General features: G+C 36.3%; 14 protein-coding genes. 3 read left to right on the top strand and 11 right to left on the bottom strand.

Annotated features, from left to right (window positions below):
• Positions 1–2: 2 nt before the first annotated feature.
• The 3 genes from BAZ10_RS09260 to BAZ10_RS09270 form a co-directional block, all read right to left on the bottom strand.
• A complete protein-coding gene (locus BAZ10_RS09260) occupies positions 3–389 on the bottom strand; it encodes a hypothetical protein (RefSeq protein ID WP_009092025.1) in 387 nt (128 codons plus the stop codon).
• A 216-nt stretch (positions 390–605) separates the two neighbouring features.
• A complete protein-coding gene (locus BAZ10_RS09265; RefSeq protein ID WP_078771805.1) occupies positions 606–3,278 on the bottom strand; it encodes a TonB-dependent receptor domain-containing protein in 2,673 nt (890 codons plus the stop codon).
• A 63-nt stretch (positions 3,279–3,341) separates the two neighbouring features.
• Positions 3,342–3,716, bottom strand: a complete 375-nt coding sequence (locus BAZ10_RS09270; protein ID WP_078771806.1) for a hypothetical protein — start codon at positions 3,714–3,716, stop codon at positions 3,342–3,344.
• A gap of 136 nt (positions 3,717–3,852) precedes the next feature.
• Here BAZ10_RS09270 and BAZ10_RS09275 point away from each other — a divergent pair, with 136 nt between their 5' ends.
• The gene (locus tag BAZ10_RS09275) at positions 3,853–4,185 is read left to right on the top strand and encodes a 2Fe-2S iron-sulfur cluster-binding family protein (RefSeq protein WP_059324397.1); all 333 of its coding nucleotides are present in this window, start codon (positions 3,853–3,855) and stop codon (positions 4,183–4,185) included.
• 61 nt (positions 4,186–4,246) lie between these two features.
• Here BAZ10_RS09275 and BAZ10_RS09280 read toward each other — a convergent pair whose 3' ends face one another.
• The 3 genes from BAZ10_RS09280 to BAZ10_RS09290 form a co-directional block, all read right to left on the bottom strand.
• Positions 4,247–5,686 carry an aminoacyl-histidine dipeptidase gene (locus tag BAZ10_RS09280; protein ID WP_078771807.1) on the bottom strand — a complete coding sequence of 480 codons (1,440 nt, stop codon included), beginning with the start codon at positions 5,684–5,686 and terminating at the stop codon, positions 4,247–4,249.
• A 1-nt stretch (position 5,687) separates the two neighbouring features.
• Positions 5,688–6,740, bottom strand: coding sequence for an NAD(P)H-dependent flavin oxidoreductase (locus BAZ10_RS09285; RefSeq protein ID WP_078771808.1), 1,053 nt, complete (start codon positions 6,738–6,740; stop codon positions 5,688–5,690).
• A 72-nt stretch (positions 6,741–6,812) separates the two neighbouring features.
• On the bottom strand, positions 6,813–7,412 hold the full coding sequence (locus BAZ10_RS09290) for an LURP-one-related/scramblase family protein (protein ID WP_078771809.1): 600 nt from the start codon (positions 7,410–7,412) through the stop codon (positions 6,813–6,815).
• 98 nt (positions 7,413–7,510) lie between these two features.
• Here BAZ10_RS09290 and recR point away from each other — a divergent pair, with 98 nt between their 5' ends.
• On the top strand, positions 7,511–8,116 hold the full coding sequence (gene recR, locus BAZ10_RS09295; protein WP_078771810.1) for a recombination mediator RecR: 606 nt from the start codon (positions 7,511–7,513) through the stop codon (positions 8,114–8,116).
• 354 nt (positions 8,117–8,470) lie between these two features.
• Here recR and secG read toward each other — a convergent pair whose 3' ends face one another.
• From secG to BAZ10_RS09320, 5 genes are all read right to left on the bottom strand, one after another.
• A complete protein-coding gene (secG, locus tag BAZ10_RS09300) occupies positions 8,471–8,842 on the bottom strand; it encodes a preprotein translocase subunit SecG (RefSeq protein WP_078771811.1) in 372 nt (123 codons plus the stop codon).
• A 151-nt stretch (positions 8,843–8,993) separates the two neighbouring features.
• Positions 8,994–10,022, bottom strand: a complete 1,029-nt coding sequence (glsA, locus tag BAZ10_RS09305) for a glutaminase A (RefSeq protein ID WP_078771812.1) — start codon at positions 10,020–10,022, stop codon at positions 8,994–8,996.
• Between the two features lie 78 nt (positions 10,023–10,100).
• Complete coding sequence (locus BAZ10_RS09310; protein ID WP_165689638.1) at positions 10,101–11,558, bottom strand: LptF/LptG family permease; 1,458 nt, start codon at positions 11,556–11,558, stop codon at positions 10,101–10,103.
• Between the two features lie 63 nt (positions 11,559–11,621).
• Positions 11,622–12,263, bottom strand: coding sequence for a LolA family protein (locus BAZ10_RS09315; RefSeq protein WP_078771814.1), 642 nt, complete (start codon positions 12,261–12,263; stop codon positions 11,622–11,624).
• 16 nt (positions 12,264–12,279) lie between these two features.
• A complete protein-coding gene (locus BAZ10_RS09320) occupies positions 12,280–14,754 on the bottom strand; it encodes an FtsK/SpoIIIE family DNA translocase (RefSeq protein ID WP_078771815.1) in 2,475 nt (824 codons plus the stop codon).
• A gap of 197 nt (positions 14,755–14,951) precedes the next feature.
• Between BAZ10_RS09320 and ccsB the strand changes: the two genes are divergently transcribed.
• Positions 14,952–18,227 (top strand): c-type cytochrome biogenesis protein CcsB, encoded by a 3,276-nt coding sequence (gene ccsB / locus BAZ10_RS09325; protein WP_078771816.1) that lies wholly within the window; start codon positions 14,952–14,954, stop codon positions 18,225–18,227.
• The last annotated feature ends 30 nt before the right edge of the window (positions 18,228–18,257 follow it).

Raw genomic sequence — 18,257 nt, forward strand, 5'->3', positions numbered from 1 at the left:
TGTTATTGCTTCGTTAGTATGTATTTGTCCCCATTTTCCCTCAATAAAGTTAATGTATTAGCTTTTAGATTGTAATTCCAGGTTCCGTCTAAAATTAATGACCAATCGAATTGTGCAGTCCAAAAACATGAATTTTTAAATATAATTGTATTCCCATTTTTGTTATAAGAATAGTTCCCATTACAAATAGCAGGTGGCTTTTGGGCATTACTGTTACCTTTAAATAATCCGTTTTCAAGGCTTAATTGTACTTCAGCACTTTGTCCGTTTCTTTCAAAGAATCCCAAATACTGCCCCTCAATATTTTGATTCTTCATAATGTTTTCATCATTATTGCAGCCAAAAGAGACTAACACTATTATAATAAGAAGTAAAAATCTTGTTTTCATAATTATTTTTTTTGATGTTATATTATATAGATGTATTTTTTTTATAATGGTTGCGTAACATCGTTTTTACTTGATTATTACGAAAAATATTCTGAAAGAGTATGTCTACTTCAAAATGCACAACAGGTTAATCTTATTTAAAAATAAAAAGAGAGTTGTCTAAATGACAAACTCTCTTGGGTATTTGTATAAATGTGCCTTGACGTTTAAAGCATATTAAAACTTGAGGTCTAAACCTATATAAAAATTGGCTCCCATAATTGGTGCATAAACCATTCCGCCATCGAAGTAGTTACCAAAAGGATTTTTGGCATCCAGAATAGCATTTTTCTGCTTGTAATTCGTCAGGTTTTCACCACCGGCATATATTCTTACCTTTTCATTCAGATTTTTCGAAATCTGGGCATTTAAAGTCGTATATGCATTGGAATAATCCGGAAGTCTGAGTTCTTGTGGGTTACTCTGTGTGAAAGGGATTCTTTGTTTTCCAATCCAATTTAATGTAGTGTCGAAACTCCAGAAACCACCTTTGTCATTTTTATTAGTTGCATATGCAGCATTAAAGAAACCTCTGTGTTTTGCCATAAAAGGAGCCTTTCTTCTGCCTGAAAGATAATCGGTTTCTACATTGTAATACTTGTAAGCCAATCTCAGATCCAGATTTTTTGCAGGAGTAAGATCCCATTGTACTTGTACACTATTCGCAAAAGATTTTCCTTCCAGATTATAAAACAAAATCTTGTTGGTATACTGATCCAAATCTGTAATGACCTGATTCTGGAAATCTGTTCTGAAAACATCAGCTATTATTGTGGATTTTTTATTGAAAATTTTAAATTCCTGCTGTAGGCTCAATCCATAGTTCCATGCAATTTCAGGTTTTAGTCCGTAGATATTTCCGTTGTTGGATAAAATCTCGATACTTCTGTTGGATGCAAAATACTGCTGACTTTCTGCAAAAATATTGGCAGTTCTGAATCCTCTCCCAGCAGATAGTCTTAGAATAGTTTTGGGAGCGATATCATATTTGAAATTAAGCCTCGGTGTAAACTGAGTACCTGCAAGATTATGAAAATCCACACGCGCCCCAGCTACTAAAACATATTTGGTACCAGTTAAGGTATATTCTGCAAAAAAGCCCGGAACAGTCTCCTGCCTTTTGTAATTTGTTGTCAGGTAATCTTCATTGTAATCATCTAATAAAAAGCTTGCTCCAACTTTGTACTTATGGTTGGTATTTCCAATAATACTTTCAAAAATTAAATTGGAATAAAAGGTAGACTGTTTTCCAAAGTAATTACGTAGTCCAAAGAAACTGTCCTGCTGATGATAAGTAAACTGATTCATCCAGCCTAAGCTTTGGTATGGTTTTCCTTTGAAAACATAACCGGTCTTATTCCATGCCTGAAAGCGGGAAATGTCGATTCCTACACCATATAAATTTTGCTGGCTCTGGTTAAGTCTTTTGTTGTAACCAATTTGGCCGGCAGTTCTTTCATCCTTTACAAAGTTAATTCCGAAATGAGAGCCGAATCCGCTATTATTAAGATCATTATAATTAAGAAGATAAGCTGCATTTAGCTGTGTTCCCTTTGGGCGATCCAGAAAGCCGTCATTGTTCATATCGGTGTCGCCTAAAGTTCCGTTACCGTGTAATAATATACTTTGATTCCATTTTTCGGCAACCTGAGAGGTATGGGTAATATTGGCTTCAGTACGTCCGTTAAAATCAGAGAACAGATTAAGCTCTGTTGTCGGTTTTTCATTTTCAGATTTCAGAAGTTCCGTGTTAATCTGTCCTGTAATACTTTCATATCCATTAACTACAGTGCTTCCGCCTTTTGTTAGCTGAATCCCGCCAATCCAGCGTCCTGGTATAAAGTTCAGACCGTATGCAGATGCTAATCCTCGTATTTCCGGAAGTTGTTCCTTGGTAAGGCTGGTATATTTCTGATCCAATCCCAGCATTTTAAGCTGTTTTGTTCCGGTTACAGCATTGCTGAACGAAACATCTACCGTTGCATTGGTTTCAAAACTTTCAGAAAGATTACAACATGCTGCTTTTAATAATTCTTTTGGATTAATGTTGAAAGTCAACCCAACCTCCTTCTTGTTTAGGGCAGTTGCCTCAGCAGCTTTAGTTATCGTAACTCCACCAATTTGTTTTTCTTTTCCTTTATCACTTTGCTGGTGGTCCTCTTTTTCATTTTTTATTTCGGTATTTGCTTTATCTGAATGCACCTTTGTATTTGCTTCTCCAAATGCAGTAGTACGGTCGAAATGGCAGCATGCAGGCAGACCTGAGTATGTTTTATCGTCTGCTTTAAACTTTTCATTATCATGCCCGGCATCTGCAACTTTCTGCAGAACTTTTTCAGCAGTGGTTTTAGCCGGATCTAATTCAAGATAAAGTTTTTGCTCATCCGCCTTCCATTCAGCACTTAATGCACCAGCATCTTTAGAAGCTTTTTCTATGCGGGCTTTGCACATGTCGCAGTTTCCTTTCACATAGTATGAAGCTTTGCTTACAGTATGTTCTGAATTCGGTTTGGCATCTCTGTTATAATGACAGCATGCAGGTAATTTGTTATAAATGGCATCTTTAGCTGTGTATTTTTCATTATCATGACCTGCATCGGCTACATGCTGAAGGATTACATCGGTATTCGTATTGTCCGGATTATACTCCACAGTTAATATCTGTGTTTCCGGGCTCCATTGTGCAGTTTTTACACCTTTAGTTTTTGCTGCTTTTTCTATTCTGGCTTTACACATTTCGCAGGCTCCTTTTACATGATAAGTTTCTTTTTTTAGAGAGCTCTGGGCGTTAATGTTCATAAACAGAAATAGATTCAGGAGCAACAGTCCTGATCTTAAAATTGATTTCATTCTGTAAATTAATTTAGTTCTAATCGATTATGTGCAGCTTTTTTACTGCTTTTAATAATAAAACTAAACGAGTTTAGGCGGTTGCCAGATGTTGAATGTTCTGTTCGGAATAACAGGAAATGAATAGGAGAAAACAGAGGTATCTTTGATAACAGAATTATGCAAAGGAGCCTCTATTGGTTCTAAAATAATATTATTGACATATCCTGAGCATGTCTGACAGCTTTTACAGCTATCTTTACAGGACTTATTTGCATGTCCGGAATTCTGATCACAACAGTTTTCGTTATGCTCATTTTCATGTTGGCAACAACTTTCTGAAGACTTTTCAGTAGTATGGCAATCCATTTTCTGAGATGCTGTCACAGAGAACTGTTCCGGATACATAAATGCCCCCAGAAACATCAGAAATAATAGTAAATAGCTTTTTATTGCCATAGTCAGGGACAAAGATAAAACAAAATCTAATAAGAAATACTTTGCGGAAGCTTCTTTGTAGCTGATTTAAATTACCTTTTTGATAAACAAGTATGCTTTTTTCTTTCGTAAATTTGTGGATAAGATTTAAATTATTATGTCAGACGTTAAAGTAACCATTATAGATAGAGAAGGTGTTGAACATGAAATTATGGCACCTACAGACATGTCGATGAATCTTATGGAAACCATAAGAGCCTATGAACTTGTAGAAGAAGGAACTTTCGGAATATGTGGCGGAATGCTAATGTGTGCTTCTTGTCAGTGTTATAAACTAAGCGACACAGAGGTTCCTGACATGGGGGATGAAGAAGAGTCGTTGTTATATAGTGATGGCGTAAATGTAAAAGAAAATAGCCGCCTAAGCTGCCAGATCCCAATTACTATGGATATAGAGGGACTGAAAGTAGAAATAGCGCCGGAGCCATAATTAATACACAGATTATGTTCTAAAAATATAAAACCCGCTTTTGGCGGGTTTTTATTTTATATTATTTCGTTGGAATTTCTTTCAGAATATCCTGAAGGTAACCCCAGAACTTCTGTACAGATGTTATATTTACCTTTTCCTCCGGAGAGTGTGCACCAGTAATGTGAGGACCGAAAGATACCATTTCCATTTCAGGATAATTAGCACCAATAATACCACATTCTAATCCTGCGTGACATGCAACAACACGTGGCTGTTCCCCAAATTTCTGAGTATAAATTCTTTCAAGAACCGATACGATTTCAGAATTAGGATCAGGCTGCCATCCTGGATAAGATCCTGTGAATACTACATCCAGACCTGCCAATTCAAATGATGCACGCAGCTGATCTGCCACAGCCATTTTAGTTGAATCTACAGAAGAACGGGAAAGGTTAAGTACTCTTAGTTTTCCTTCCTTCAGTTCTACTTTTGCTATATTGTTAGAAGATTCCACAAGACCTTCTACCTCAGGGCTCATTCTGTAAACTCCATTATGAGCAGCTTTTAGTCCTTTGATGAAAGATTCTGAATCTGCTGTACTGATTCCTGATCCGTTTGTCTGTGCTTTGCTGATTGTAATCGTAAGATCTTTTTCTACTGATTTGAATTCATTAAGAATATCAGCTTTCAAAGCTTCCGCAACTTTTAAATATGCATCTGCATTTGCTACACTAAAGTTAGCTCTGGCTTCACGTGGAATAGCATTCCTTAATCCACCTGCATTGATATCAGATAATTGGATGCTTTGACCGATACCTGCAAATAAGAATCTTCCTAACAGAACATTTGCATTTCCTCTGCCTTTATCGATATCCATTCCGGAATGTCCTCCTGTAAGACCTTTAATCTCAATAGCGATTCCTTCTCCCTGTATAGCTACAGTATTGTATTCTTTTGATGCAGTTACATCAATACCTCCAGCACAACCTATATCGATTTCATCATCTTCCTCTGTATCCAGATTAAGAAGAATATCTCCATGTAAAACTCCTGGCTTCAGACCAAAAGCTCCGGTCATTCCTGTTTCTTCATCGATAGTAAACAAAGCTTCTATTGCAGGGTGTGCAATATCTGAAGATTCCAGAATACTCATAATAGTAGCAACTCCAATACCGTTGTCCGCTCCTAATGTTGTTCCATCAGCTTTTACCCAGTCACCATCAACCAGCATGTTGATTCCCTGAGTATCAAAGTCGAAATCTGTATCATTGTTCTTCTGACACACCATATCCAGGTGAGACTGTAATATCGTCGTTTTTCTGTTCTCCATTCCCGGAGTAGCAGGTTTACGGATGATAACATTTCCTGTTTCGTCTTCCGAAGTTTCCAGACCTAAAGATTCTCCAAAATTTTTGATGAAAGCAATAACTTTCTCTTCCTTTTTAGATGGTCTTGGAATAGCATTAAGTGCTGCGAAGTTTTTCCAAATGGCTTTTGGTTCCAGATGTAATAAATCCATTTTATTGTTTGATTATTTTATAAATTGAAATTAACTCGTTCATGATTTCAGCGGTTGGTATATGCCTGGCATATTTTGCGTTTTGTCCCGCCCAGTAATTTGTGAATTGAGTGTCGTTATGTTTTTTAGCTAGATTTCTCATAGCTTGTGTAAGAACATTCTGAATAGGATATTCCGGTATTGTAAGCTGATTGAGTTCTGTTAGCTTCATAAAATCGTTGCAGATTCCACGTGCCCATCTTCCGGTATAGCTTCTGGTTAAGACGGTAGATGTATCTGTAGATTCTTTAATTAAGTCCCGGTAAACATCGGTAGCAGCGCTTTCTTCTGCTGAAATAAAGTGACTGCCGATTTGAACTGCATCTGCACCCATATCGAACGCTGCAGCTATAGTTCTTTTATCATACAGACCGCCAGAAGCAATCACAGGAATGTTCACGGCATCTTTTATCTGTGCAACAAGTGCAATAAGGCCTATATATGGAAGACATTTTTCGTTAAGAAAACTACCACGATGGCCTCCGGCCTCAATTCCCTGTGCAACGATAGCATCAACACCCGATTTTTCAAGTTCCACAGCTTCTTCTACACAAGTGGCAGTACCAATAGTATAGATATGATGAGTCTTCAACTTTTTTATGCTTTCTTCATCCAGCATTCCAAAGGTAAAACTTACATATTTTATCTTTTCATCAATAATCAGATCGATTAAATCCTGGTATGGGTAAAACTGATAATTGAATTCAAAATCCTGGGCCCAATTTTTTTCTTTTAAGATGCTCTGGATAAAATGAGCCATCTTTTCCGTTGCAATTTTATTACTATTGATATCCGGAGCTGTATTAGCAAAAAGATTTACTGCAAATTCATTTTTAGTGAGCTGCTTTGTTTCCTGAATCAGTCTGCGGGATACTTCCGGGGAAATTCCGCCTAACGGAAGAGAACCCAGTCCACCCATATCCGAAACATCAGCTACCATCTTAGGTGTTACTACACCCAGCATAGGAGCCAAGATTATGGGATATGGAAGGTTAGAAAGAAAAGTAGGGTTCATTATACAGACAAATTTACAAAATAAAAAACCGTCAATTCTATATTGACGGTGTGTATTTTTATCAAATTAAATTTAGCCTCTTGCTCTCTCCAGCAGAACCATCATCATGAATGAAAGAATAAGTCTGGATTCATCATTTTCAGGTACATCAGCAAACTTTTGCAGCATAAATTTTCTTCCGAAAAATGAAGGCATCTTTTTTAGCTGAAAGATTTTGTTGCCCTGTTTGTCTGTTAAGGTATAGGATGGGTTTAGTATGTATCCTGTAAACATACCTATAATAGGCAGTTCACCAATCATATTATCCCATACTTTTACCCAGCCATTATCTTCACGGATGGTATAATCTTCGCTCCCATCTTTATCCATTCCGATGTAGGTAGACTTCCATATAGATTTCATTCCTCTTCGTCCAATTTTACCAAGAGATTCTCCCGTTCTGCTTTCAGAAATTGAATAATTTGCATTGAAGTCCAGCCAACGGTCTGCCTTAATGCGAAAAAGTTCCTCAGTTTTGCTTTCATTGTTGAAGACAACTACATCTTCTTTTAATTTGAACATTTTCTGACGAACATACGCGATTGTATTGTCATTTTTGTCTTTTGCAACGAAATCGTTAGCCAAAGTAGTAATTTTGAATTGTAAGAATAGCGGGTATTCAGGATTTTTCATCAATAATATATTATAGTTAGGGCTTGCAAAAATAGCGTAAACATAAATGGTCAACAAACTTTTTTATAGAAAGAAGGTAAAATGATAACTTTGCAGATATGAATTTTCCAAGTAAAGTTTTAGAAAAGGCCGTTGAAGAGATTTCAGGGCTTCCGGGGATAGGCCGGAAATCGGCAACAAGATTGGCTTTGTACCTGTTAAAGCAACCTCAGTCTCAGGGAATGGCGTTGGGAAATGCTATTCAGGCGTTGGTAAATGATATTAAATATTGCAAGATCTGTCATAATTTTTCTGATCACGATATTTGTGAAATTTGTGCAAATAGTAATCGTAATGAGAGCCTGCTATGTGTAGTAGAAGATGTACGGGATGTAATGGCTATAGAGAATACAGGACAATATAATGGTAAATACCTTGTTCTGGGTGGAAAGCTTTCCCCAATGGAGGGAATAGGTCCTAATCAGTTAAAAATTGAAAGCCTGATCAGTAAAGTGGAAGCTGGGGGTGTAAGCGAAGTTATATTTGCACTAAGTGCAACTATGGAAGGGGATACAACAGCGTACTATCTATACAAGAAACTAAAACATTATCCGTTGAATTTCTCTGTTATTGCAAGAGGAATTGCAGTAGGGGATGAACTGGAATATGCAGATGAGGTTTCTTTGGGTAGATCTATTAAATATAGATTGCCATACCAGGAATAAAAAATCAGGAGTACAGAGTAAAGAACTGTCTGATTTCTCATACAGTGATACAGAAAATATAGTGTATGATGATTAATAAGGAGCTCCATTAGGAGCTTTATCTTTATAGATTATATTTAAAAAAATTCAGAGCGTTCCGGAGGAACGTTATCTTAGATAAGTGAAAAATCAAAAACTTCAAAATTACTATTACAATGGAAAGGGATTTTCCATATTAGCCGAACCTTTTGCTTAATCCCCAGCTTGTGTTACCTTATTGTATCAGAATATAGTTCTTATAAAAGAAAAACTGCTTAAAAAAACTCGTAAGAGCCCTAGTAAGCAGTTTCTTCTAAACTAAACTATTAAATCTATCTATTTTGCAGTCTGCGCTGGCGCAGAGGATTGCTGTGTTGTTTGTGGGGCTTGTGCCGTAGGTTTCTGAACCGGGGCTTGTGGGTTATTTGGAAGCTCCTTTTTTGTTGGTTGTGATTGAGGAATTACTGTTGATGGTTTTCCGGTAAGAATAACACTCAACATAATCAGAACAATGATAAAAATTCCTAATGACCATGTAGCCTTATCCATAAATTCATTGGTTCTTTGTACTCCGAAAGAAGCTGAAGATGTACCTCCAAATGTACCAGAAAGGCCACCTCCTTTTGGATTCTGGGCCATGATAACAATGATCAGAAGCACACATGCAATGATAATAAGAACCATGAAAAGGCTAAATATCGTACTCATTTATTTTAATTTTCAGTTGGCAAATATACAAAAATATTGATTCATTTGAATATAATTTTTGTATGAAAAATTTAAAAACACTATTAAATTTATATATTCTGGATCAGAGAAAGTCTGGCCATGGATAAAATAGCTGATCAGAAAAATTTTATTATCTGAACAGACTCAGGTTATATTTTTTTACAAGATCAAGGATCATATGGTAGCCTGCTAAGGAATTCCCATGCTGATCCAGGGCAGGGTTGTAAACTCCGATTCCCATTTTTCCGGGAATACTTACCGTAATACCACCACCAACTCCGGATTTGCTTGGTAAACCTACTGTACGTGCATATTCTCCACTGAATTCATACATTCCGGCAATTAGCATCTGGGATTCTATCAGCTGGGCAATATCTGCATTTTTATAAGTAGTATCACCATCGTAACGTGTGCATTGATGGGCAAAGAAATAGCCTATCTTAGCCAGATCTTCAGCGGTAACCTCTATCGAACATTGCTTGAAATAGTTATTCAGCTTATCTTCATCACCATTTATCAATCCGCTGTTTTTCATTATATAAAACATGCCACGGTTGCGGTGCCCGGTTTCCCGTTCGGAATTATAAACCTCTTTGCTGTAGTTTATATTGCTGTTTTTGGTAATGTAACGAACCATTTCCAGTATTTTTTTGAAAGGCACTTCACCTTCTCCGTCTATTAGAGAAGTTGTTAGAATAGCACCTGCATTCATCATAGGATTTAATGGCTTTCCGGTTGTTTCCAAATTTGAAAAATGATTGAATGGTTTGTCCGTGCCAAAATAGCCAATTTTATCAAAGATATTTTGCTCTCCTTTTTCCCGGACAGCAATCATTAACGATATAATTTTTGAGATACTCTGAATGGTGAATTTTTTATCAGTATCACCTACATTTATAACCTTTCCATTTTCATCAATTACAGATAAGGCAATAGATTTTGCATCTGCTTTACCGAGTTCCGGGATGTAATCCGCAACTTTTCCCTGTTGGTAATATGAACGGTTCTTTTCCAGAATATCTTTTAAGACTTGTTCTGTAATAGCAGAACCATCTGTTTTTTGTGATACTATAGCTTGAGCCTTAAAAGCTGTACTAAAAGATAATGTACTTGTAGTAAGGAGTATTCCAAAAACGAACGTCGAAATATTTTTTTTCATACTGAATTATAAATATTGGGCTGCTTCTGAAATGATAAATCAGAAATAGCTTTTTAAAGTATTGTTTCCAATTGTATTTTACTGATAGCGCTGATGTTCTTTTGGTTTGGAAAAACGGTTAATAATAGGCTTGAAAAATGCCTTGTACTTTTCGGCATCGAACAGCTGAGAATCTGTCAGAGCTTTATAAGTCATCCATACTCCGAACGGAAGTAAGATCATGTTGGGCAGCCATGTAGCCAGATATGGATTCATTTCTCCTTTCCAAGCAATGTTTTCTGTCATCAGGTTGATAACATAGAATAAGATAAATATCACAATGGCTATAATTACGGGAAGACCCATTCCTCCTTTTCTGATTATAGATCCAAGAGATGCTCCAATCAGGAAGAAAATGACACAGGTGAAGGAATATGAAATAATACGTTGCTGGTACATTACGACCTTGGTGTAGTATTTAATAATATCTATAATCTGGTCGTTCTTCATCAGATAAGCACTTTTTGCAGCCTGCAATTTATTATGAGCATAATACAACGCTTCCATTTTCTTATCTCCCTTCAGGGAGTCAAGCTTAAAAGGCTGTTTAACCAGCTTTTTGTCCGTTTTAATCTTATCGATATAGGATACATAACCGTTTTGCTGACTTACAATATCTTGAGAAATCGTATTGAAAGCATCTTTGTCATCCTTTCTTTTCTTTTTCAGTGTTTTGGCAATCTGATTATAAGTCTGGAACTGATAATCATCTGTAATGTTTTGCTCCTCCAGAGCTTTGTTTAAAAGTAAAGAAACGTCGAAGTGCTGTACAAGTGAATCAAACTTTATAGCCTGATTAGACTGCTTTTCTCTTTCTTTAAAATCTTTATTAGCAATCTGATCCTGGAAAATATATCCGTTATACAGAATCAGTTTAAGGTAATGCTTGTCTACAGCCTGAACAAACTTTCCGTTCTTGGCAACTACCGTTTGGTTGTCCTCGTATGAGTTGGCTACTTTATGGATAAAAACGCCGGTTACATTTTCTCCGTTTTCTCCCTTTATTTCATCAAATTTTATTGTCATTCCCGGTACCGTGTCGATAAACTGTCCGGGTGTAAAGTTTAGTGCAGGACGGGAGGAGGCGATATTATAAAGCATATTCTTTGCTTTACGCTGAAAGTCCGGAATAATATTGTTGGAGAAAAAGTAGAGGAGTACGGAAAGTAAAATAACCATAATGAGCAGTGGCCTCATTACACGGAGTAATGATATCCCTGCGGACTTCATGGCGGCCAGCTCATACCGTTCCCCAAAGTCTCCAAAAGTCATGATAGCTGCAAGCAGAATAGTCAGTGGAAGTACCATTTTTACAACGGTAACCCCCATGTAAAAAAGCAGTTTTGAAATTTCCCAGGCACTTAATCCTTTACCGGCCAGCTGCCCCATCTGCGTCCAGATAATGTTTACAATGAAAATGAAACAAAGGACACTGAAGATAAACAGGAAAGGACCGAAAAAGGTCTTTATAATGTATTGGTCAAGCTTTTTTATCATATATTCTATATAAAAAGCCACATCTTTGTGTGACTTTTTTATGCTTTGCTTATTTTATTATAACTACAATTCTGTAATCAGATAATTTTTATAATTGGCTTTGTTAAAAGTGAAAATTGAAGGAGAAAGGTTCTGATTTTCTATATATTTTGAAATCTCAATTACCGCAACTTCATTATTCTCCGAAAACTGTTCTAATTTTACCAATTGTTTCTTAGCTGAATTGACGAACAAATTTACATATTTTATCCCATTATTTGAGACCGGAGTCATTTTTATATAATCAGTATTGATTCCGCCAACGTTTTTCTTACCCATATACTGTACTGTATATCCGCTTTTATAAGAATCAATATAATTAAGAGGGGAGAACATTGCTTCGCTACCTGTAGGTTTTGCAATAGTAACTTCCTTATCATCACCGCTGATACTGTATACTTTATTACCATCGAAGATTTGTTCTGTACCCATAATATTCAGCTTGTACTTACTGCCCGCTGAATAGAAAATACCGGTAACTGCTTTTCCAGCTGTACCGCTTCCGTTACGGTAAACGAATTTGAAATAGTTATTTTTTTTCGATTTGTAGTTTGTAGAAACACCGTCTAAAATAGTTTTTGCATTTGCATCTATTTTTTGTCCAAAACCTATAGTAAAGGCCACAGCAAAAATTCCGACAGATAATTTCTTTATAATGTTTTTCATCTTTTTTGTTTTTAGATTATTTGCGCAATTCTTCCAAAAACTGTTCCAAAGAATGCATATCTGTAATCAATACTTCCCGTGCCTTGGCTCCGTTAAAGCTTCCGACAATACCAGATGCTTCTAACTGATCCATTATTCTTCCGGCACGATTATATCCCAGTTTCAGCTGACGCTGTAACATAGATGTTGATCCTTGTTGTGTAGAAACAACAATTTTGGCAGCCTCATCGAAAAGTACATCTTTTTCATTAGGATCAAAACTTCCGACAGAAACAGTTGATTCATCTCCTGAATATTCAGGTAACTGATACGCTTCCGGATAACCTTTTTGTTCCCCAATGAATTCAGCAATTTTTTCAACTTCGGGAGTGTCTACGAACGCACACTGCAGACGGATAAGATCATTTCCATTGAAGTAAAGCATATCTCCCTTTCCTACTAACTGCTCAGCTCCTGGTGTATCCAGAATTGTTCTGGAGTCAACTCCGGAAATTACTCTGAAAGCAGCACGAGCAGGGAAGTTAGCCTTGATCATACCAGTAATAACGTTTACCGATGGTCTTTGCGTTGCTACAATAAGATGTATACCAATAGCACGGGCAAGCTGTGCCAGACGGGCAATTGGCATTTCTACTTCTTTTCCGGCAGTCATGATAAGGTCTGCAAACTCGTCCACAACGAGTACTATATAAGGAAGATAGCGATGTCCGTTTTCAGGGTTTAGTTTTCTTTCCGAAAACTTTTTGTTGTACTCTTTAATATTTTTACAGAAAGCATTCTTCAGCAATTCATAACGATTGTCCATTTCAATACAAAGAGAGTTCAGTGTATTGATAACCTTTGCATTGTCTGTAATAATAGCATCACCACCATCTGGCAATTTTGCTAAATAGTGTCTTTCTATTTTTGAGTATAAAGAAAGTTCAACTTTCTTAGGGTCAACCATTACGAACTTTAGTTCGCTAGGGTGTTTTTTGTAAATAAGTGATGTCAGGATAGCATTGATACCTACAGATTTACCCTGGCCTGTTGCTCCTGCCATTAGTAAGTGCGGCATTTTTGCAAGGTCAGCCATAAAGATTTCGTTGGAAATTGTTTTACCAAATACAACAGGGAGATCCATATCGGTATTTTGGAATTTTGGTGAAGCTATTACCGAACGCATACTTACCATGGATGGAGTTTGGTTTGGTACTTCGATACCAATAGTACCTTTCCCCGGCATTGGCGCAATAATTCTGATACCCAAAGCAGAAAGATTAAGTGCTATATCGTCCTGAAGTTTTTTAATTTGTGCTACACGGATACCAGCTTCAGGTACAATTTCATAAAGTGTAACAGTAGGACCTATCGTTGCTTTTATTTCTGTAATACCTACGTTAAAATTTTTAAGAAGTCCGACAATACGGTTTTTATTTTCTTCAAGTTCGGCTTGATTAATATTAATGTTCTCGTTGCCGTAATCTTTTAATAAAGAAACAGAGGGCATCTGGAATTTGGCAAGGTCTAGTTTATGATCATAAAGTCCGTGCTGATCTACCAGACTCTGAGATTTTTTATCTGCCTCATCCAATATTATAACTTCTTCCTCCTTTTGTTCTACTGTAAAAGCAATATCTGGAGTGCTTGTTACTTTATGAGCAGGAATATCATTATTTGTAACATTTGATATTGGAGCGGTAGTATGATTAGGCGTCTCTATAATAGGAGGTGGTGTAGGTATATGAACAGATGCTGCTTTAGGAAGTTCTTCAGTAATCACAATTTTATTTTCTGCCTCTTCAGTTTTTTTATCAAATGGAGAAGGTCTTTTAGATTGTGTAAGGTTTACTTCTTTTGGTGTTTCATCTACAACTGGAAGTTCTTCTTCTTCATTGTCGTCGGAATCATTATCCATTGTGGAAACTTTATTTTTGAATTTCCCTAAAGTGTTTTCATTTAGTTCGTCCATCTTGGCTTTGATGTTGGATGGGCGCAGATTAAACTCTAAAACGAAATATAATCCGATACTTAGAAGAAGTATCATCCATAATCCGAAAGTTCCAATAATAGCATTTAGATAATCCATAATCTGGAAGCCATATACACCGGATAATACCCCCTGACCTTTTGTAATAACACCCATAAAAATCGGTAGCCAACAGATAAAAAACAGACTATGAGAAATGGTTTTCCAAGGCTTGAAATAATTTTTTTTCAGAATCAGTGTTCCGAAAACAAATAATAAAAAAGCAACAATGAAACCTGCTATTCCGATAGATTCAAAAATGAAAAAATTACCCAGCCAGTCACCAATCTTTCCAAATATATTGGAAGATTTAATAGACTTGTCTAGCATTGTTCCTGCCTGGCTTTGGTCGGCCTTCCATTTCATAAGATAAGAAATGAAAGAAAGGGTAAGCACTATGGAAAGGAAAACGAATGTTACGCCGGAGATAATTCTTAATTTCGAAATGGTCTTAGTCTTAGCAACTTCTGGCTTTTGATTCATTCTTTTTCTGTGTTATATAAGGTCTTTGCAAATTTAGAATAAAATAGCAAAAAAACTAATGTTGTTTTGATTGTAAAAAGAGAGCATTTGGGTAATAGAAAATATAGTGAATAACAATAGACATGATTTTTCTCCATGTTGGCTTATAATAGTTTTTTTGGTGTAATTTTGCCGGATGTGTTTTTAGAGTACCCATAATGAAGAAATTACAGGATATACTTATTTCTACCAGAACAATGGCTGTATTGTTACTGGTTTATGCCATTTCGATGGCAGTAGCTACGTTTATAGAAAATGATCATGGAACGCCTACGGCTAAGGCTTTGATTTATAATGCTAAATGGTTTGAATTAGTGATGTTACTTCTCATCATTAATTTTATCGGAAATATTCAACGATACAGACTGCTTAGGAGAGAGAAGTGGCCGTTATTAGTATTCCACCTTGCTTTTATTCTGATCTTTATTGGAGGGGCTATTACACGTTACATTAGTTTTGAAGGAATGATGCTGATTCGTGAAGGTGAAACTTCTAATCAGATTGTTAGTGAAAAACAATATTTTAAAATACAGATAGAAGATAAAGGTGATATCCTGAATTATGAGGATGTACCTTATATTATGTCTCCATTACATCATGATTTTAATGCTACTTATGATTTCAGAGGTGAAAAGTTTACTGTGAAAACGTTGGACTATATCCAAAGAAAGAAAGATTCCTTGGTAGTTTCTGAGAACGGCAAAAATTATCTTCATCTGGTTTCCACAAACGATCAGGGTAGAGAAAATATATTCATCGCACCGGGAGAGGCAAAGAGCGTAAACGGTATGTTGGTTGCTTATAACCGCAAAATTGAAGGTGCTGTAGAAATTCACGATGAAAATGGATTTCTTCAGATCAAATCTCCATCCGATGCTCAGTATATGACGATGGCAACGCAAAAAACAGGTGTTGCTAAAAAAGATGCTCTGGATTCCTTAAAACTAAGAAGTTTATATACAATTGGTGATTTGAAGTTAGTTGTACCTGAAGGTGTGAAGAAAGGGAAGCTTATAGAATATGAAGGAGATGTGAAAAAAGATGCCGCTACGCCGGATCTTTTAAGATTAATGGTTGAAGGTCCTAAGACAAAGCAGCCTGTTGATATATTAGTTGATAAAAATAATCCTAATATGGCAAAGCAGATCATGGTAGATGGTAAAAACATTATGTTAGGATTTGGTCCAAAAGTTTTGCAGACACCATTCTCGATAAAACTTGATAAATTTGTAATGGAAACTTATCCTGGAAGTAACTCTCCATCTGCATACGAATCTCATGTGCAGATTATAGAAAATGGGAAGCAAACACCGTATAAAATCTATATGAACCATGTTCTTAATCACGGCGGATATCGTTTCTTCCAGGCAGGGTTTGATCCGGACAGAAAAGGGACTCACCTTTCTGTAAACCACGATTTCTGGGGAACTAATATTACTTATGTAGGATATACATTCTTATTCCTTGGACTTTTCGTTTCATTGTTCTGGAAAGGAACACGCTTCTGGCAATTAAACAAAATGTTAAAGGATATTAGCAAGAAGAAAGCTGTTGTTGTAGCATTTTTATTATTTTCTTTTAGTGCTTTAAATGCACAAAACTACGATGGTGGTAAAGGAGAAATCGATATGCACGGACAAGAGTCTCATGGAGCTCCTAATGTTAAAAAAATAGAAGGAGGAATGACTGCCGGCCCTATGAAGCCTAAAGTGTTGGATCCTGAAACTGTAGTTAAAGAATCACATATTAATAAAGAGCATGCTGATAAATTTGGTTATGCATTGGTACAAAATATAGAAGGGCGTATTGTTCCGGTTAATACTCTTGCATTAGATGTTCTTAGAAAATTGTATAAAAGAGATTCTTTCCATGGAATGGATGCAAATCAGTGGTTCCTTTCTATTACAACTAATCCCTTTATGTGGACACAGGTTCCAATTATTAAAGTAACGACAAAAGGGGGTAGCGAGCTATTAAGAAAGACAAAAGCAAATGAAGACGGCTATACGACATTATTGAATCTTTTCCCAATGGATCCTGCTACAGGACAGCCTCGTTTTGTACTGGAACAAGATTATAATATTGCTTTCCGCAAGAAACCCGTAGAGCAAAGCATGTATGATAAAGGAGTTATTGAAATGAATGACCTGGTTCAGGTTTTTAATGGTATACTTTCAGGTCAGTATATGCGTATAGTTCCCGTGCCGAATGATAATAACCATACATGGCATTCTTGGCTGGATAATAAATTCGAACCGGATGAAGCTTCTCAGAAGGTAATGGGACCATATTTTGCAAGTGTTATAGATGCTACAAAAAATGGGGATTGGGCTACTGCAGATAAAGAATTGGTAAAACTACAAGACTACCAACACAAGTGGGGATCGAAGATTATGCCTTCCGAAACAAAAGTAAATGTCGAGGTATTTATGAACGGATTGAATCTGTTCTTTAAGTTGCTTATTGGCTATACAATGATCGGAGGATTATTATTGATATTAGGTTTTATTTATTTGTTTAAACCAAATAAGATTCTGAAAATTGTAATAAATGTAATCATTTGGATCGGAGTTATAGGATATATAGCGCATTTCTTTGGTCTTATCGGTCGTTGGTATGTTTCTGGACATGCGCCTTGGAGTAGTGGTTATGAAGCTATTATGTTTATCTCATGGGTTGGAATTACAGCTGGTCTTATCCTCTATAGAAATTCCAATGTACTTATACCAGCGGCAGGTTTCCTTGTAGCAGTTATTATGATGGGATTTGCACATGGGGGAGCGCAGCTTGATCCTCAGATTACTCCTCTGGTACCAGTGCTTAAGTCTTACTGGTTAATTGTACACGTAGCTATTATTGCATCCAGTTACGGATTCTTTGCACTTTCAGCTATTATTGCAATGATTACATTGCTATTCTATATTGTGGCTAATTCTGATATCTATAAAAAGCATAATGATAAAACAATCAAAGAGTTAACTATTGTAAGTGAAATGTCATTGACAATAGGATTGTTCGCACTCACTGTAGGAAACTTCCTTGGAGGTATTTGGGCAAATGAAAGCTGGGGTCGTTACTGGTCTTGGGATCCTAAAGAAACATGGGCTTTTATTTCTATTATTATTTATGCTTTTGTACTACATATGCGTTTAGTACCAGGACTTAGAGGTAGATATACTTTCCACGTAGTGACTATGTTCTCATTCTGTTCCATGATTATGACTTATTTTGGTGTTAATTATTATCTTTCAGGATTACATTCCTATGCGGCTGGAGATCCAATTCCGGTTCCGGCATGGGTTTATATGAGTTTATCTTTCATGCTTGCTTTGAGTATTGCAGCATGGTTTAAGTATAAAAAATTCCATAATGCTAAATCTTCGTCTAATAATAAATCGAAGAAAGCTGAGGAGAGAACGGAGATTGAACCTTAATCAGGATACAATAAAATTAAAAGCCAGGAT

This window comes from Elizabethkingia occulta (assembly GCF_002023715.1).
In the GTDB taxonomy this organism is placed as follows: domain Bacteria; phylum Bacteroidota; class Bacteroidia; order Flavobacteriales; family Weeksellaceae; genus Elizabethkingia; species Elizabethkingia occulta.

Excerpts from the sequence above, each read along its gene's own strand:
- BAZ10_RS09315 (WP_078771814.1), bottom strand. The coding sequence starts at position 12,263 with ATGAAAAACATTATAAAGAAATTATCTGTCGGAATTTTTGCTGTGGCC.
- ccsB (WP_078771816.1), top strand. The coding sequence starts at position 14,952 with ATGAAGAAATTACAGGATATACTTATTTCTACCAGAACAATGGCTGTA.
- BAZ10_RS09265 (WP_078771805.1), bottom strand. The coding sequence starts at position 3,278 with ATGAAATCAATTTTAAGATCAGGACTGTTGCTCCTGAATCTATTTCTG.
- BAZ10_RS09275 (WP_059324397.1), top strand. The coding sequence starts at position 3,853 with ATGTCAGACGTTAAAGTAACCATTATAGATAGAGAAGGTGTTGAACAT.
- glsA (WP_078771812.1), bottom strand. The coding sequence starts at position 10,022 with ATGAAAAAAAATATTTCGACGTTCGTTTTTGGAATACTCCTTACTACA.
- BAZ10_RS09260 (WP_009092025.1), bottom strand. The coding sequence starts at position 389 with ATGAAAACAAGATTTTTACTTCTTATTATAATAGTGTTAGTCTCTTTT.
- BAZ10_RS09310 (WP_165689638.1), bottom strand. The coding sequence starts at position 11,558 with ATGATAAAAAAGCTTGACCAATACATTATAAAGACCTTTTTCGGTCCT.
- BAZ10_RS09320 (WP_078771815.1), bottom strand. The coding sequence starts at position 14,754 with ATGAATCAAAAGCCAGAAGTTGCTAAGACTAAGACCATTTCGAAATTA.
- secG (WP_078771811.1), bottom strand. The coding sequence starts at position 8,842 with ATGAGTACGATATTTAGCCTTTTCATGGTTCTTATTATCATTGCATGT.
- BAZ10_RS09285 (WP_078771808.1), bottom strand. The coding sequence starts at position 6,740 with ATGAACCCTACTTTTCTTTCTAACCTTCCATATCCCATAATCTTGGCT.
- BAZ10_RS09290 (WP_078771809.1), bottom strand. The coding sequence starts at position 7,412 with ATGAAAAATCCTGAATACCCGCTATTCTTACAATTCAAAATTACTACT.
- BAZ10_RS09270 (WP_078771806.1), bottom strand. The coding sequence starts at position 3,716 with ATGGCAATAAAAAGCTATTTACTATTATTTCTGATGTTTCTGGGGGCA.
- recR (WP_078771810.1), top strand. The coding sequence starts at position 7,511 with ATGAATTTTCCAAGTAAAGTTTTAGAAAAGGCCGTTGAAGAGATTTCA.
- BAZ10_RS09280 (WP_078771807.1), bottom strand. The coding sequence starts at position 5,686 with ATGGATTTATTACATCTGGAACCAAAAGCCATTTGGAAAAACTTCGCA.